This window comes from Achromobacter sp. JD-1 (assembly GCF_038594925.1).
GTDB lineage: Bacteria > Pseudomonadota > Gammaproteobacteria > Burkholderiales > Burkholderiaceae_B > Achromobacter > Achromobacter spanius_C.
Genome location: NZ_JBCGCS010000018.1, coordinates 85,931 through 101,982, shown reverse-complemented (window position 1 = coordinate 101,982; position 16,052 = coordinate 85,931). Strand labels below are relative to the sequence as shown.

Here is a 16,052-nt window from a genome sequence, read left to right as displayed (position 1 = left end):
ATCCACGAACGCAGCAACGCGCCAGCATGAGCGTCGTGACAGAATCGACACGCACAGTAGAATCTTTCCCCATGAATACACCAGCCTTTCGTCCCCGCATCGTCATCCTCTACTGCACGCAGTGCCAGTGGTTGCTGCGCGCCGGCTGGATGGCGCAAGAGCTGCTGTCCACGTTTTCCACCGACCTGGGTGAAGTGGTGTTGCAACCTGGCACGGGCGGCATATTCCAGATCACCTACAACGGCGACCTGATCTGGGACCGCAAGAGCGACGGCGGTTTTCCGGAAGCCAAAGTCCTGAAACAGCGCGTGCGCGACCGCTTGGACCCTAGCCGGTCGCTGGGCCATATCGATGGCCACGTGGCTGGTCCGCTGGCCGCGCCCGACATCTGAACGCGTAGGCCCGAACCTGGCACGGCTTGCGCCGTGCCCCATGCGGTCAAGCCGCGCCGCGCATGGGTGTGGGACGAAACCGGGCCGCCATGGCAAATAACAGTACGCAAAGCGCCGCCATCATCATCCAGGCGGGCTTCAGGTCGGCCAGATGCTGGCGGATCAGCCCGGCCGCAAAAGGGAAGAGCGCGGCGATCAGGTAACCCACGCCCTGCACGAACGACGCCAGGCGGCCGGCCTCGACCGGCGTTGTTGCGTGGTCCATCGTTACGATCAAGGACAGCGGGAACAAGGCGCCGATGCCCAGGCCGGCCAGCACGGCGGCAGGCCAAGCCAGCGCGACGGGCGACGCAATCAGGCCCACCAAGCCCAGCAAGAGCGCGCCGATCGCGGCTAGCAACGCGGGCCGGCGATCTGGCATCCGGCCAATCACCAAGGACACCAACAGCCCCGCCGCAATCTCGGCCACCGTCACTGCGCCCAGCAATTGCCCTGATGCCACCGGGGTCCAGCCCAGCGCCGTGTAGTAGGGGGGAAGCCATGCCAGTACCAAGGTGTAGGCGCCCGTGCCCAGACCAAAGAACCCGGCCAGCAACCAGCGTCGCGCGCGTGCGGTGGACAGGCTGTGCGCTATCGTCGCTCCGGCGCCGCGCGCCGCGTCGCCCCGGTTGACCAACCCCCAGCAAAGCAGCGCCAGGGCCGCGGGCAAGGCCCAGGTCGCCAACGCTTCGAAGCCACCGAAGCGTTGCGCCAGCACGGGCGAGGCCACGCTGGCGACGGCCGCACCGCCCATGATGGCGGTCGAATAGATGCCCATGATGGGGCTGATGCCCGATGAAAACCGGGTTTTGATATACAGCGGAAGCAGTGCCTGCGTGACGGCGATACCCAGTCCGGCAATCACGCCCGTCAGCAGCATCAAGATGGTGTTGTCGGCCCACAAGCGGCACGCGGTGGCAGCCACGATCAAGGCAACGCCGGCCGCAATGCCATGGTGCTCAGCGGCCATGCGGCGCAGGGGCGCCACGCTCAGGGCGCCCAGGCCCATCACGAAAACGGGCAGGGCGGTCAACAACCCCGCTGCAGTGTCTGACATGCGGGTGGCGGCTTGCAGCGCGTCCAGCAAGGGGGGCACGGACGCCAGGACGGGGCGCAGGTTCAGCCCCACCAGGATGATGGCGGCAATGCGCCAGGCGTTCAAACAAGAAGGTGACACGGTGGCTCCAAAGCCGGACGCGTCGCGCCATGCGAAGCGTTCCGGTAGACTATCTTGGCGTCAAGATATTTTGATTTTATCTTGACGTCAAGATAAAAGGAGAGAGTCCCGTGGACAGAGCAAGTCGCGCCGTAGCGCAATGGAACCGCGAACGCCCCGAGCTGGACGTATCAACGATGCGTGTGTTGGGGCGTTTGGGCGAATGTGCCTTGGTCATTACCCGCGACCGCATCAATCCGCTTTTTGCGGAATTCGGCTTGCAGCCTGGTGAATTCGACGTGCTGGCTACCTTGCGCCGCAGCGGCAAACCTTATGCGTTGACGCCCACTGCGCTGTACGAAGACGCCATGATTTCGTCGGGCAGCATGACCAACCGGATCGACCGCCTGGAAAAAGCGGGGTGGGTCGTGCGAACGCCCAGCCCCGACGACGGCCGGGCCACGCTGGTGATGCTGACCAAGGCGGGCATCAGGCTGATCGACGAGGCTGTAGTGGCGCACCTGCGCAATCAAGCAGAAGTGCTGTCGCCGTTGACCGCGGCCGAGCAAGAACAATTGAGCCGCCTGCTTGGAAAATTGTTGAAGGCCTATGAATAGCGAGGCTCATGGATAACGAGGCCCATGAATAACGAGGCCTGACGCATTGTCAGGCTGGCCTTCACAAGCCCAATTCCGACAAGCCCGGGTGCTCATCGGGGCGACGGCCCAGCGGCCAGCGGAATTTTCGGTCGGCTTCCTTGATGGGCAGGTCGTTGATGCAGGCGTAGCGATTGACCATCAGACCACCTTCGCTGAACTCCCAGTTTTCGTTGCCGTAGGAACGGAACCAATTGCCGGAATCGTCATGCCATTCATAGGCATAACGCACGGCGATGCGGTTGTCGGTGTACGCCCACAGTTCCTTGATCAGCCGGTAGTCCAGCTCCTTGGCCCATTTGCGCGCCAGAAAAGCACGCGCTTCTTCGCGATTCTTGACGAATTCGGCGCGGTTGCGCCACTGCGTATCCAGGCTGTAGGCCAACGCCACCTTGTCGGGATCGCGGCTGTTCCAGCCGTCTTCGGCCAGGCGGACTTTCTGCACGGCGCTCTGGAGGGTGAAGGGCGGCAGCGGGGGGCGGGTTTCGGGTTGCTGTGTCATCGTCAGGGCCTTGTCGAGGGGAGGGAAGTCAGGGGTTGGCTGGAAAGAGCGCGGCGGCGGCGCGTTGCGCGCTGGCGGTGATGGACACATCGCCCGAGACCAGCGCCACCGCGATCGCGCCGTCGATCAGCACCAGCAACTGGCGCGCGGCCTCGTCAGGATCGGGCAGCCTGGCCTCTTGCGCCAAATGCAGTACGTGTTCCAGCAAGCGGGCTTTGTGCAGGCGGGACACCGCGCGGATGGGGTGCGCCGGGTCGCTGATTTCGCCTGCCGCGTTGATGAACGCGCACCCGCGAAAACCGTCGGACTCAAACCATTCCTGCAAGGCGTCAAAGACGGACAGCAAGCGCTCGCGGGGCGTGGCGGCCCGCGTGGTGGCGGCGATGAACCATTGCATCCACCGTTCGTCGCGCGCTTGCAAGGCGGCCGCCACCAGTGCGTCTTTGTTCGGATAGTGCTTGTACAGGCTTTTGCGCGCCACGCCCGAGGTCTTCACAATCAGGTCCATGCCGGTGGCATGGATGCCGCCCTGATAGATCAGGTGTTCGGTGGCCCGAAGCAGGCGTTCCTGCGTGGGGGTCAGGGCATCTGGCGTTGCAGTGTTCATAGCGGGAGAACGATCGTTCTTCATGAGATGGCCATATGATAGAACGATCATTCTCCCGCGTCAAGAATCTGCTTGGATCAGAGGCATCTGCTTGCTATTTCAGTCATAAATATGTTAAGATCTTTTAATTGACGGCAAAATTAAAACAACTATTTGATCTGCCGCCTGACTTCTTGGAATGCCCGCCCCCCGCAATGCATCGGGCATTTCTGGCACGCTTGAACCGGCGGTGCATCGCTTTGGCGGGGGTAGCCAAGCACCACGCATAGGAGAACGCTCATGTCGCATCAACTGGTCGGTAAAAAGTGGCGCTTCGAAGTTCCGCCCCTTGACTGGAAAGCCCCTGACGCGAATCAGGACTCTGACATCGACGCCGTCGCCGCAGATTCCGACGCTTCTAAAGACAGCGACAAATCGCGGTCATCCAAATAACCCTGGCAGCGGCCCCGCCTTCGCGGGCATGAATCACGCTGCTGGCAGATCCGGGCGTCACCCCGGATCTGCTTCTTAGCTGCTCGAATGGCGCGCCTTGTGCGCGCCGTTTTTTTTGCGCGCCATTTTTGCGCGCATCGCCATGCTTTAGCCAGTGAGCTTTTGGAATGCCTGAAAACACAGCAAGCAATCACCAAGTTAGGCCTTTCGTCTACGCCACGACAACGTCTCGGTCGTTGATGTTCTCGCACGCAGAAATCCAGAGCCGCATGTGGACGAAAGACCCGTCGGCGCTGAATCTGGAATACACCCGCATCATGATGGCGTTTCTGATGTTCAATCCGACGCCGCGGCGCATCGCCATGGTGGGCTTGGGCGGGGGGTCGCTGGCCAAATTCTGCTACCAGCATCTGCCATCCACATGCATCGATGTGTATGAAATCAACCCACACGTTATTGCCCTGCGCGATTCCTTTCATGTGCCCAGGGACGATCACCGTTTCCGTGTCTTGGAAGGCGACGGCGCGGTGCTGATCAAGCAATATCAAGACCACTATGACGCGGTTCTGGTAGATGGTTACGACATCAACGGGCTGCCCGAACAGTTGGCCAGCGAGGGGTTCTACGACAGTTGCTTCAATGCCCTGGCGCCAGGCGGCATGATGGTGTGCAACTTTCACGCGTCCAACTTTCAGTTCAGCACCTACCTGGGCCGTATCAAAAAGCAGTTTTGCGGTTCGGTCATTGAAGTCAGCGACACGTCTTGCGCGCACAGCATTGTGTTTGCTTGCCGGGGCGAAACGCTCAAGCGCCGCACCCGCCTGCCCAAGCGCAAGCCCGACGCCATGAGCGCCGAGATGTGGTTGTGCCTGGCGCCCACCTATTGGCCCATGCTGGTGTAGAGCAATACACGGCGCCATGCCCCAGCCGCCATCGCAGCCGGGGCATGACGTTAAAAGCGCTAGAAGCGTTAGAAGCGGTGGCGCACGCCCACCACGGATTGCAGCGTGTGCGCCTGGCGCTCGTCTACGCGGTCGAGCAGGGCGTAAAAGTTGGTGCGCTTGGACAGGTCGTATTCATAGCCCAGGCCCCATCCCTTGATGTGCGAACTGGTGGCGCGTTGATAGGCGGCCAACACTTTGCTGCTGCCATTGAGCGGCACGCTGACGCCACCCACGAACGAGTTCACACGCCTGACGCCGGCCGACGGCCCTTCGTTGGGATTGCGCAAATTGCCGTAACCCCCATGCACTTTGATCCATTCAAAGTCATAGGCCGCGCCCAGTTGAAGGTTGCGGGAGTTCAACTTGCCCGGCACGCTGGCGTCCGGGTTCAGGCGTTCATAAGTCAGGGCGGTGGATAGTGGCCCGGCGCGGTAACGCAAACCGGCCGTCCACACACGGTCGTGGTCGGCGGTGGCGAATTGATCGTTGTCGTGGGCCTCGAAGCTGTAGCCCAGCCCCGCCTGCCATCCGTTCCAGACCGGCGTGCGATAGATAAAGGCATTGTTGACGCGACCGCCTTTACCAAAGTCACCATCGTTATAGCCGGATGTGACTGAAGACGCGGCGCCGCCCCAAGAGGCGCCGAAGGGGGATGAAATGTCGCCCCAGCTATCGCTCAACAGCTGTTGGCGTCCGGCGCGCAGTTCACCAAAACCGCCAACCAGCCCAAGATAGGCCCAGCGCCCGAACAGACGGCCCTGGCCCTGCGTGCCGTTCGACGGATGAAAGCCGCTTTCCAGGCGGAACACCGCGCTGTAGCCGTTGCCCAGATCTTCGACGCCGCGCAGGCCCCAGCGGGAGCCGGACTGCGTGCCATCGCGCATGCCAACCTGCGAATGGGACGAGTCGTCTGCGTTGTTGTGCCGCCGCTCGAAGGCCAGCCCCGTGTCGAGGACGCCATACAGCGTGACGCTGTTGGTGGCCGCATGGACGGCGCCGCCGGACAAGGCCGCCAAGGCGATGACCAGCGCGCCGCGCTTGATGCTAGCTGCTTTCATGATTACCCCATGTGATGGTTGTGTTGCGTTGGACAAAAGGATCCCCGACGGCCAGCCAGAAGGCGGGTCGCAAAGGAGGGTGGAAAAGGAGGATGGATAACGGCGAAAAGGACCGCGATTGAAGCGGTGGAAAGAACGGCGAGCGAACGAGGCGTCCGAAGTGGGACACCCAATGTGGGACACCCAAAGTGGGACACCCAAAGTGGGACAGCCAAAGCGGACCGCTCGAGGCAAGCCGATTTAAGCGGACCGCCAAGAAGCGACGTCTAAGGAACCACCTCTAAAGAGCGACGGCCGGCCGGGCCTGTTGGCGATTAGTAATTAACATCGCAATCAACATGGGCGCATTATGGTGAGTGTTGCCGCCTAATCAAATAAGACGACTACGAATATGAGTGGTGGTAAACACCAGTCCGGCGCTAATCCGCCGCTATAGGACGGATTAACCCCGTGGGAGCGGCGTAGCCGGCAAGATAGCGGCGCGGCGCCAGCCCCGAAAGGGCTATGCGATGTGCATCACAACCCGATTGCGCCCTTGCTCCTTGGCGGCATACAGGGCCGCGTCGGCCGCCTGGAAGACCCCATCGATCTCGGCGCCGCAAGATGGCCACTGCGCAACGCCCGCCGACACGGTGATGCCGGCCACTCCATGCAGGGGCCGGTCAGCGGTGTGCAGGCGCAAGCGTTCGGCAACCTGGGCGGCTTCCTTCATGCCAACGTTGGGCAGAAGCATCAGAAACTCTTCGCCGCCACTGCGGCACAGCACGTCGGACGGGCGCGAGCATTCCTGCATCAGCTCCGCCATGCCCCGGATCACGTCATCGCCCTTGGGATGACCGTGCGTGTCATTCACGCGCTTGAAGTGGTCAATGTCCAGCGCCACGACGGCAAACGGCGTGCCCCCGGTTTGCCATTGCTCCACGGCCTCCTGCGTGCCACGCCGATTGCGCAAGCCCGTGAGCGGGTCGGTCATGTTGGCCTGGTTCAGTTTGCCGATCTTGTCCTGCAGGGTGGAAAAGCTGCTCATCACCGCGCGCTTCAAGCGTTCAGCCTCGAAGTACCAGGCCTTGACCGACTGCACCCGCTGCATGGCGACGGCCACGTCATGGTGTTCAACATTGGTGGCCAATTGCGATAGTGGCAATGAAATCAGGCGCGCGCACCACCAGATGGCCAACAGAAACGCCAGCGCCAACGGCGCCGCGTAGCGGATCAACGCCCAGGTCAATTCATAGATCGGTTCCAGGGTGATGTGCGCCGGACGTTGCGCGATGATGCCCCACCCGCTTAGCGGTTCGGCCGCGTAGCCCGCCAACATGTCCACGCCCCGCGTGTTGGCCACGCGCTGCGCGCCGGACTGACCGCGCGTCACGGCTGCCACGACTGGGTTGTGCATGACATTTTCGCCAATGCGGGCGGTTTCCACGTGATAGATCAATTGGCCATCGCGGTCGACCACGTACAGGGAAGAACCGTCCTGATAATGGTGCTTGCCCAACAGTTCCTGCAGCGCGCTTTCGTGGCGCAAATAGATGGTGCCGGCGATATAACCCAGGTAGCGGCCGTCGTTTGAGTGGATCGGGTGCGACAAATTGACGAGCATGTTGCCCGCGATCGACACATAGGGTTTGCTGATCAGCGGTTGACGCGCCTGCAACGCCGCGCGGCTGCCCGGGCTATCCACCCGCGTGCCCACGAAACTGGCGAAGGTTTGTGTGGTGGCCAGGATGACTCCGTCGGCGCTGATGACGCCCACCGAATTGAAGTCATTTGCCTGTTCCCGCAAGCGCGCGACCTCGGCGGCCAGCACGGCGGGCGCGTTGACCTGGCTGGCAAGATGGCGAGCGCTGTAGGCCAGTTGCTGCTGCGCGGACTTCAGGAAATGGCCGGTGCTTTCCGCCAACTTGGCCGCGTAGACCCGGTTGGATTCCAGCGTATTGGCAATGAGCTGGTCGCGTTGCACCAGGTAGCTGGCGTAGAGCGCGTTGGCCGTGGCGGCAATGGCGCTAAGGACGGTAAGCGCAAGCACAAGCCCGCGTAAGTTGATTCGCATGGGGTATGGACGGCGGGCTATCTGGAAAGGACGACAAAGCGACGCGAGGTTAACGGCAAATGCGGCGCGTATCTATAGGGGTTTGGTGTCAGGGTCGTCCAGCAGGTGGGCGGCTGGCGACTGCACGGCCGCGCCGGCGCGGAAGTAGCCCATGACCGTGGCCACGCTTGCGTGCCCGGTCATGGCCATGGTGTCGCCCAAGGGGACGTTTTGACGGCCGGCTTCCGTGACGAACCCGGAACGCAGGCTGTGCGCCGAAAACTCGCCTTCCAGGCCCGCCAGTTTGCAGCGCTCGAGCACGATGGCGCGCACGGCGGCGGGGGCCAGCGGCTCGCCGACGACATCGCCGCGCCGCACCCGGCGAAAGATCGGGCCTTGGCGGATACCGCTCGCCGCAAGCCAGGCCGCAAGCGCCTGGGCCGCCAAGCCCACGATGGGCTTCTGGTCGCCTGGGCGTTGGGCGCCCGCCTGGTTCGTCTTGGACTGGGTCAGCGTATAGAGAAAGCCGTCGGCCGTGCGGCGGGTGTTTTCAAGCGTGGCACGCACCACCTCGGAGCGGCGGCGGCCACCGCTGGCCCAGGCAAACAGCAGCAGCGCGCGGTCGCGGACGCCGCGCAGCGTATCGTCGCAGGTGGCCAGCAGGGCTTGCAGGGGTTCACGGGTCAGCGCTTCCTTCTTGGCCGGCGCCATGCCGCGCCGGGCGTAGGCGCGGCGCGTCTTGGCCAGCAGTTCTCGTACCGGCGCCGCGCGGCAAGGGTTGGGATAGCCGTGCAGCTCGTGCGCCTTGGACAGCACGGATAAGCGTTGCAGCAGCGTGTTCAGGCTGGGCGGCCCCAGCCGGCCCTTGGCCTTCAGGCGGACCAGTTCCTGGTCCAGGGCCAGCGGAAGCTCCCATTTCAGGCCCTGATCGGTCGCGCGCTGCGCATGGTCGACCACGAACTGAATGACGGCGGCTTCGGGCAAGGGCAGGGCGAAACGCTGGCCGTAGCGCAATTCAAACCAGGCCGTCCAGTAGCGGATGGCGGCGCGGTAGCTGGCCGCGGTATTGGCCGAACTGCCTTCGCGCATCAAGCCGCGCACGGCGGCATCCGCCTGCGTATCCAGCGCATTCGGGTCCAGCAGGGGCAGGGCATCCAGCAATTTCAATGGCATTGGGCAGGGAGTGACTGAGAACGGTGCAAATTCCGCGGGTTCGACCGAACAGCGGCAGTCGAAGGCGGATCTTGTGTATTTAATAAATAAACATACGTATGCTGTATGATATCTAACATATATTTCTGTTAAGTCACGATAAGGTTCCATTATCGTGACTAATTCAGCATTTTATCCAGTCAAAAAAGGAAGCGGGTGATGGCCACGGGAATTACCGAAAACGACGTTTGGACCGCCGCCGACGCCTTGCTGCTGGAAGGCGCGCGCCCCACCATCGAGCGGGTCCGCCAGAAGATAGGGCGAGGGTCGCCCAACACGGTCAGCCCGCACCTGGAAACGTGGTTTCGGGCGCTGGGCGGGCGCATCAAGGATCCGGGCGCGTTCGCCGCGCCACCCGCCATTCCCGACCCGATTACCCAAGCTGCCACGCACTTTTGGGAAGCCGCGCTGACCGAAGCGCGCGCCGAACAGGCAGAGGGCTATCGGCAGCGCTGGGAAGAACTGGCGGAAGAGGGTGAACAGTTGGCCGAGCAGGCCGAGCAGCTTCAGCAGCGGGAAATACAGTTGGCGAAGCGGGAACAGGACCTGCAGGAGAGCCTGCGGGTTGCCACGGCGCAACTGGCGGCCACGGAAGAACGGCTGCAAGCGGCGGAACGGCAACTGCGCCAGCGCGACGAACAACTCAAGCAAAGCCAGGGCCAGTTGGAAGACGCCCAGGCCGCCGTGCAGACCCTGCTGACCGAGGCAGAAAAAATGCGCGGCCTGCACGCACAAGCGCTGGAGGCGCTGGAAACCCGCCACGGGGCGCACGAAAGGCGTTGGCTGAACGAACTGGACGCCGAACGCGGCTCGGTCAAAAAATTGCAAACGCGGCTGGACCAGGCGCACACGGCCAGCCAACAGCAGATAAGCCAACTACAGACCGCCCTGGCCCAGGCTGAGGACGCCAAGCGTGAAGCCGATATTGCCGCGCAGGCCGCACGCGCTGACAATGTGGCGGCACAAGTACGGCACGACGCTGCGCTGAACGCCGCGCAAGAGGCGGTGGCGTCAGCCCAGAATGCACTGGCGGCGGCGCGTGGCAACGAGCAGGCGTTACTGGCCCGCCTGGCCGCGGCCGACACGCAGTCTTCCGCGCTGTTGGCCCAGTTGCAGCAGAAAGACGAACAATTGGCCGCGCTGACGCGACACCTGATGGCGGCGGCGCAGGCCGTCACGCAAAGCCCGCCGCCCGCTGCCCCGTAGTCCTGCACACGCCGGCCTTCCCGGTATCGTTTTCTCTATAAGCGCCAGCAAATTTCGTATAAATTTCGAATTGATCGCATCCTCGATGCCTATACGGGCAACCGCCCCTCGGCCGCGATGCGCCATCATGCAGGGCGCTTTGCCCTTGCCGGGAGCTGCGGGTGAATCCACGTACCACGGTTGATCTGGCCCGCATTCTGCTTCTGATCGTCATTCTTGCCGCGCTGATGGTCGGCAGCCTTTACGTGCTGCGTCCATTTCTGCCCGGGCTGATCTGGGCGACCACCATCGTGGTGGCGACCTGGCCGGTGCTGCTGGCGGTGCAGCGGCGCTGCGGTGAACGCCGCTGGGCGGCCACCATCGTCATGCTGCTGATTCTGCTGTTCGTGATTGTCTTGCCGCTTTACCAGGTGATTTCGACCCTGGCGCTGCATAGCGGCGCCATCATGGCGGCGGTCAAGAGTTTGCCCGACTACACCTTGCTGGCGCCGCCCAGCTGGATCAGCAGCATTCCCGTGGCGGGGCCCCGTGTTGCGCAGGAATGGCAGACGCTGTCGGACGCGGGCGCGGGCGGGCTGCTGGCCCGGCTGGAACCCTACCTGACCATGGCTGCCCGTTGGTTGCTGAGCCACGCCGCCATCGTGGGCGTGTTCGTCATGCACATGCTGATCACCATCATCATCGCCGGCATCCTGTATAGCCAGGGCGACGCGGCGGCGGATTTCGTGAAGCGCTTCTCAAACCGGCTGGCGGGCGAACGCGGCGTGGCGGCAGTTCGGCTGGCGGGGGCCGCCGTGCGCGCCGTGGCCCTGGGCATTGTGGTGACGGCGGTGGTGCAGTCCGTGCTGGGCGGTGTTGGCCTGTGGATTGCCGGAGTGCCGGCCGCGGGCATTTTGACGGCCCTGATGGTGATGCTGTGCCTGGCGCAACTGGGTCCGTTCCTGCCCATGCTGGGCGGGGTGATCTGGCTGTTTCAGAACGACATGAAACTGGCGGCCATTGTGCTGCTGGTCTGGGCACTGGTGGTGGCCACGCTGGACAACCTGCTGCGCCCCATGCTGATCAAGCGTGGCGTCAACCTGTCGCTGCTGCTGATTTTGTCGGGCGTGCTGGGCGGCATGTTTGCCTTCGGCATCGTTGGCCTGTTCATCGGCCCGGTGATCCTGGCCGTGACCTCCACCTTGCTGAAAGCCTGGATCGACGAGGTGCCTCCGCCCGCGACGACGCCACGGATTGCCGACGCGGCCAACGACGCGCCGATCGCATCCACCCTTGACACGCCGCCGGGCTCCCCCGTTGAAAAGGCGTAACATCTGCCTGAGACCGCGGGCGCACAGCCCGCTTTTTTGCAACACCCCGGCAACTCCCCATGACGATGCACCCGATTGCGCTGGCAAACAGCGCGCCCGAATTTCAATTTGCCCCGGCTACGCCCGTCGCACAGGCGGAGGCCCAATGAACGACAGCGTACGCCTGGCCAAACGACTGGCCGAAGACCTTTCTTGCTCGCGCGGCGATGCCGAACGCTATATAGAAGGCGGCTGGGTCGCCGTGGACGGCAAGACCGTGGAAGAGCCCGGCGCCCGGGTTGCCCCCCGGCAAACCGTGGCGCTGCTGCCCGGCGCCAAGCTGGAAGACATCAAACCTGTAACGGTGCTGGTGCACAAACCCGCGGGCACCTATGCCGACAACGAGCCGGGTTCCGCCCTGGACCTGATCATTCCCAAGAACCTGATGCCTGGCGACCGCTCGGGCCGGCGCTATCTGAAGCGTATGTTCCATGGCTTGAAGCTGGTTACCCCGCTGGAGCGCGCGGCCAGCGGACTGGTGGTGTACACGCAAGAATTCGCCATATCGCGCAAGCTGATGGAAGAAGGGAAGTTGGTTGAGCAAGAGTACGTGGCCCAGGTCACCGGTAAGCTCAGCGAAGGCGATCTGGCGCGCCTGCAACGCGGCATGGCGTTTGAAGGGCGCGCCGCGACCCCCATGAAGGTCAGTTGGCAGAACGAAACCCATCTGCGCTTTGCCCTGAAAACTCCACTGCCGGGCTTCATTGAATATGTGTGCGACACCGCCGGCCTGCAGCTTCAGGCCCTGCGCCGCATCCGCATCGGGCGGCTGCCCATGGCGGGGCTGGCCGTGGGCCAATGGCGGTACCGGCTGGACTACGAGCGCTTCTAAGCCCGGCTCTGAGAACGCAAATCGACCCGCAATCACGCAACCCCACGCCCCATGATCCCGCCTTCCCAACACGCCCTGGCTCTTCAGACTGGCCGCAGAGGCTTCCTGAAGCAGGGCGGGGCGTTGTGCCTGTCTGCGCTGGCGCTGGGCGGGTGCGCCAGCCGCGCGCCGGGTAGCGGCCCTGGCGCGGCGGCCCGGCCGACGATAGGCCAGACTCATCAACCCACGCCGCCGCCGCCCCCAAATGGCAAAGGCGCCGCGCCAGTGCCTGCCTTGCGTCCGGGCGCCAGGATCGCGATCGTGGCACCGGCTTCGGCCGCGCTCAACGCCAGCGACGACGCGGCGCAATGGCTGGAAGCGCGGGGCTACGTCGCCCAGGTCATGCCCGCCAGCCGCACCCGCCTGACCCCCCCCTACGACTATCTGGCCGGCAGCGATGCCGACCGCCTGGCGGACTTGCACGCCGCGTTTGCCGACCCCGACGTCGGGGCAGTGTGGTGCCTGCAAGGCGGTTTTGGCTCTTGGCGTTTGTTGGATCAGCTTGACTACGCCTTGCTGCGCCGGCACCCCAAGCCTTTCATCGGCTATAGCGACATTACGGCCCTGCACCTGGCCATGCAGCGGCATGTGGGGTTTGTGACGTTCCACGGCCCGATGCTTGCCCAGGATCTGCTGGCCGGCAAGCGCGAGCCCACGGAATCCAGTGTGCTGGCGATGATCAGCGGGCAGTTGGGCCCGGGCGCCTGGATTGCGCCTCCGCTGGATGCCCTGGCCACCGAATTGGTGCCTGGCGTGGCCAGCGGGCGGCTGGTGGGCGGCAACCTGGCGCTGGTCGCCGCATTGATCGGCACGCCCAACGAGATCGACACGCGCGACGCCATCCTGTTCCTGGAAGACGTGAACGAAGCCGTTCCCCGAGTCGACCGCTTGCTGGGCCAACTGGCGGCCGCGGGCAAGTTCGACGGGGTAAGGGGGGTGCTGGTGGGCAACTTTACGCGGCTGCGTGGTCAGATGGACGACGCGGAAGCCCAAGGCCTGCTGTATCCGCTGATACTCGACCAGTTTCGGGCGCGCGGCGTCCCGATATTGGCAGGCTGGCCCAGCGGCCATGGCGACCCGAATTTGACGCTGCCGCTGGGTGCGCAAGTCACTTTGGACACCAGGCGGGGCGGCTTGCGGCTGGATCAGGCCGTGGTGATCTAATGCATCATCCACATACACGATATTTGGCCTATTTATAGTTCATAGGCGCAATGATTGACTTATTAATGAGTCAATACAAAAAAACCACATGATTCATTAATCGTGCACTTCCGTCACGATGGATCTATTATTGCGTCATGAAAAAGAAGCTTGCGCCCAGTTTTGACGCCGCCGAAGCACTGATTCGCCTTGGCGCCAACGTACGCACGGCTCGCTTGCGCCGCGGGGAGTCCGAGAGCGTGCTGGCCAGCCGCATGGGTGTTTCGCGCGCCACCATAGCCCGGCTGGAACGGGGCGATGGCGGCGTGTCGCTGGCCCTGGCCATCGAGGCCTTGCTGCAATATGGCTATGGCGAGCAGGTGTTTGCACTGGGCGACCCCGAACAAGACGGCGTGGGCAAGCGGCTTGACGCCATGCGCCGGCCCCGCCGGGGCAGTGGCGCCGCGTCACACGCGCACCGCGTCGACCCTTCCAAGCTGTAGGCCGGATCGCCATGGCGCGCACCCGCAAGCTTAAATCCGTTGAAAGCGAACTGTTCGTCTACGTGGACATTCGTGGCGAAGCGGTCCTGGCCGGCGTGCTGACGCTGGACGATACCGACGAAAGCCGATTCTTCGCCGAATTCACCTACGTACAGTCCTATGTGCGCGACCCGCGCGCCTTTGCGCTGGACCCGCTGAACCTGCCGCTGATCGACGCCAAAACCACGTTTCGCACCGAAAGCCGCTACGAAACGCTGGGCGCCATCTTTGACGCCGCGCCGGACGCCTGGGGCCGCAACGTCATGCGGGTGGACAAGGAGGGGGCCCGCGTCACGGAAGACGAAGTGCTGCTGCGCGGTCGGGGCATGGGCGTGGGCGCTCTGTTTTTCAGCGCGCGCCTGTTGACGCCAAACATGCGCAAAACCTACCGCTTGCCCGAAGTCAGCCAACTGGAGTCCTTGGCCGACCTGCTTGGCGACATTGACCAGGGCATAAAGCCCAAGGGGCTGTACCGCGACATCCTGGGTAGTTCGTGGGACATCGGCGGCGCGCGCCCCAAGACCATCGTGCGCGACGAACAGGGCGAAATGTGGATTGCCAAGTTTCCCCGAAAGGGCGATTCCTATGACCGCCAGCGCATTGAGTTCGCCAACTTGCGGATGGCGCGCGCCATCGGCCTGACCGTACCCGACATCCGGTTGACCGAAACGCATCTGGGCGCGGTGCTGCTGACCCACCGCTTTGACCGCGAACTGCTGCCGGCGCCCGAAGGCGCGGCTCCGGTGGTGGCGCGGCGCCATTTTCTAAGCGGCGCATCGCTGATCAGCCCGTCGCTGCGCATCGGCAAGCGCGACCTGGACGGCCCCCAGGGCAAGGCCACGTATTCCTATGCGCGACTGGCCGACGTAACGCGCCGCATTTCGTCGAATCCGGTGCAAGACCTGAAAGAGCTGTATGCGCGCATGGTGCTGAACGTGGCCGTGCACAACACCGACGACCATCTCAAGAACGTGGGGTTTCTGAAGGACCCGGGCGCCCATACCTACCGGCTGGCGCCGCTGTTCGACGTGGTGACGCAGGAAGGGTCGGCCCGCCACTACCTGCATATCGGCACGGCGGGGCGCGACAGCACGTTTGAGAATTGCCTGACGGAATACCGCCGCTTCGGCCTGCGGTCAGAGGCGGCCGCGCGCTCGATCGTGGACGCGGTGCGCAGCGTGGTGGCACGACGCCGCCGGTATTACGAGGCCGCGGGCATGGGGCAGGACGAGATTGCCCTGGTGGAATCGACGCTGGCGGCGTGGCGGACCCCAGCCTGATGATCTTCTGCGGGGCTGGGCTAGGGCGGGGCGGGGCGGGGCTGGGCTGGGCTGAGCTGGATGGCGCGGCGTTGCGCTGGGACCGGGATCGCCCCGTCAGCGCTCGTGCACAGCGCCCAGATCAATACGGCGGCCCTGTTTGACCATGGCGTCGTGAAAGTCCTTGCTCAACGCTGCAAGAGTGACGCCGCCGAAACGCTCCATCAGCAAGGCTTCGGCGTCTTCGAAGGCGCCGTCCAGCGCCCGGTTCACGGCGGCTTCCACCAGGCAGCCCGGCGTTTCGCTGCGGTTGCCCATGGCGAAGATTTCCGGCGCACCCAGCGCTTGATAGATGTCGCGCAGCGTCACCGCGTTGAAGTCGCAGGAAATTGTCCAGCCCCCGCCATGGCCTTTTTCAGAGCTGACCAACTGCTGGTCGCGCAAGCCCGCCATGATGCGGCGAATGACCACGGGGTTGGTCTGCATGACCCGGCCCAGGTCTTCGGAAGTCATGGGGCCGGGCGCTTCCGCCATATGAAGCAGAACGTGAAGCACGCCGGAAAGTTTGCTGTCTCTTCTCATGCAACGCATGCTATTGCATGAGACGCGGGCCGGTCAAACCTGCCGTCTTTTACCCGCCATCGCCCGCGTT

Annotated in this window: 17 protein-coding genes; 10 read left to right on the top strand and 7 right to left on the bottom strand. The window is 63.7% G+C overall.

From position 1 onward, the window contains the following. Nucleotides 1-71: 71 nt before the first annotated feature. Nucleotides 72-392: a SelT/SelW/SelH family protein gene (locus WBR68_RS23760; protein WP_050444742.1), complete on the top strand. Its 321-nt coding sequence runs from the start codon at nucleotides 72-74 to the stop codon at nucleotides 390-392. Nucleotides 393-438: 46 nt separating this feature from the next. On the opposite strand, the gene WBR68_RS23755 is transcribed toward WBR68_RS23760, so the two are convergent. Next, on the bottom strand, nucleotides 439-1,608 hold the full coding sequence (locus tag WBR68_RS23755; protein ID WP_230695423.1) for an MFS transporter: 1,170 nt from the start codon (nucleotides 1,606-1,608) through the stop codon (nucleotides 439-441). A gap of 110 nt (nucleotides 1,609-1,718) precedes the next feature. Between WBR68_RS23755 and WBR68_RS23750 the strand changes: the two genes are divergently transcribed. Continuing rightward, on the top strand, nucleotides 1,719-2,204 hold the full coding sequence (locus WBR68_RS23750; RefSeq protein ID WP_050444744.1) for a MarR family winged helix-turn-helix transcriptional regulator: 486 nt from the start codon (nucleotides 1,719-1,721) through the stop codon (nucleotides 2,202-2,204). A gap of 61 nt (nucleotides 2,205-2,265) precedes the next feature. Here the strand turns inward: WBR68_RS23750 and WBR68_RS23745 are convergent, their stop codons facing one another. Next, nucleotides 2,266-2,745, bottom strand: a complete 480-nt coding sequence (locus tag WBR68_RS23745) for a nuclear transport factor 2 family protein (RefSeq protein ID WP_230695422.1) — start codon at nucleotides 2,743-2,745, stop codon at nucleotides 2,266-2,268. A 28-nt stretch (nucleotides 2,746-2,773) separates the two neighbouring features. Further along, nucleotides 2,774-3,352, bottom strand: a complete 579-nt coding sequence (locus WBR68_RS23740; RefSeq protein ID WP_230695421.1) for a TetR/AcrR family transcriptional regulator — start codon at nucleotides 3,350-3,352, stop codon at nucleotides 2,774-2,776. A 279-nt stretch (nucleotides 3,353-3,631) separates the two neighbouring features. On the opposite strand from WBR68_RS23740, the gene WBR68_RS23735 reads away from it, so the two are divergent. Together WBR68_RS23735 and WBR68_RS23730 are read left to right on the top strand one after the other, a co-directional pair. Next, nucleotides 3,632-3,784 (top strand): hypothetical protein, encoded by a 153-nt coding sequence (locus tag WBR68_RS23735; RefSeq protein WP_164741256.1) that lies wholly within the window; start codon nucleotides 3,632-3,634, stop codon nucleotides 3,782-3,784. Between the two features lie 239 nt (nucleotides 3,785-4,023). Beyond that, a complete protein-coding gene (locus tag WBR68_RS23730) occupies nucleotides 4,024-4,686 on the top strand; it encodes a spermine/spermidine synthase domain-containing protein (protein WP_230695420.1) in 663 nt (220 codons plus the stop codon). 68 nt (nucleotides 4,687-4,754) lie between these two features. On the opposite strand, the gene WBR68_RS23725 is transcribed toward WBR68_RS23730, so the two are convergent. From WBR68_RS23725 to WBR68_RS23715, 3 genes are all read right to left on the bottom strand, one after another. After that, nucleotides 4,755-5,786, bottom strand: coding sequence for a porin (locus WBR68_RS23725; RefSeq protein WP_127184623.1), 1,032 nt, complete (start codon nucleotides 5,784-5,786; stop codon nucleotides 4,755-4,757). Nucleotides 5,787-6,288: 502 nt separating this feature from the next. Beyond that, a complete protein-coding gene (locus WBR68_RS23720; RefSeq protein ID WP_127184622.1) occupies nucleotides 6,289-7,839 on the bottom strand; it encodes a sensor domain-containing diguanylate cyclase in 1,551 nt (516 codons plus the stop codon). A 72-nt stretch (nucleotides 7,840-7,911) separates the two neighbouring features. After that, a complete protein-coding gene (locus WBR68_RS23715; RefSeq protein WP_230695419.1) occupies nucleotides 7,912-8,991 on the bottom strand; it encodes a site-specific integrase in 1,080 nt (359 codons plus the stop codon). 198 nt (nucleotides 8,992-9,189) lie between these two features. Between WBR68_RS23715 and WBR68_RS23710 the strand changes: the two genes are divergently transcribed. The 6 genes from WBR68_RS23710 (at nucleotide 9,190) to WBR68_RS23685 (ending at nucleotide 15,421) form a co-directional block, all read left to right on the top strand. Then, on the top strand, nucleotides 9,190-10,236 hold the full coding sequence (locus WBR68_RS23710) for a DNA-binding protein (RefSeq protein ID WP_050444751.1): 1,047 nt from the start codon (nucleotides 9,190-9,192) through the stop codon (nucleotides 10,234-10,236). A 155-nt stretch (nucleotides 10,237-10,391) separates the two neighbouring features. Next, a complete protein-coding gene (ydiK, locus tag WBR68_RS23705) occupies nucleotides 10,392-11,546 on the top strand; it encodes an AI-2E family transporter YdiK (RefSeq protein WP_127184619.1) in 1,155 nt (384 codons plus the stop codon). 145 nt (nucleotides 11,547-11,691) lie between these two features. Continuing rightward, a complete protein-coding gene (locus tag WBR68_RS23700) occupies nucleotides 11,692-12,417 on the top strand; it encodes an RNA pseudouridine synthase (RefSeq protein ID WP_050444752.1) in 726 nt (241 codons plus the stop codon). Nucleotides 12,418-12,681: 264 nt separating this feature from the next. Then, nucleotides 12,682-13,620 carry a S66 peptidase family protein gene (locus WBR68_RS23695; RefSeq protein ID WP_230695443.1) on the top strand — a complete coding sequence of 313 codons (939 nt, stop codon included), beginning with the start codon at nucleotides 12,682-12,684 and terminating at the stop codon, nucleotides 13,618-13,620. Nucleotides 13,621-13,757: 137 nt separating this feature from the next. Then, the gene (locus tag WBR68_RS23690) at nucleotides 13,758-14,102 is read left to right on the top strand and encodes a helix-turn-helix transcriptional regulator (RefSeq protein WP_050444754.1); all 345 of its coding nucleotides are present in this window, start codon (nucleotides 13,758-13,760) and stop codon (nucleotides 14,100-14,102) included. 11 nt (nucleotides 14,103-14,113) lie between these two features. Further along, nucleotides 14,114-15,421, top strand: a complete 1,308-nt coding sequence (locus WBR68_RS23685; protein WP_050444755.1) for a type II toxin-antitoxin system HipA family toxin — start codon at nucleotides 14,114-14,116, stop codon at nucleotides 15,419-15,421. 96 nt (nucleotides 15,422-15,517) lie between these two features. On the opposite strand, the gene WBR68_RS23680 is transcribed toward WBR68_RS23685, so the two are convergent. Continuing rightward, nucleotides 15,518-15,982: an Rrf2 family transcriptional regulator gene (locus WBR68_RS23680; RefSeq protein ID WP_050444986.1), complete on the bottom strand. Its 465-nt coding sequence runs from the start codon at nucleotides 15,980-15,982 to the stop codon at nucleotides 15,518-15,520. Nucleotides 15,983-16,052 lie beyond the last annotated feature (70 nt).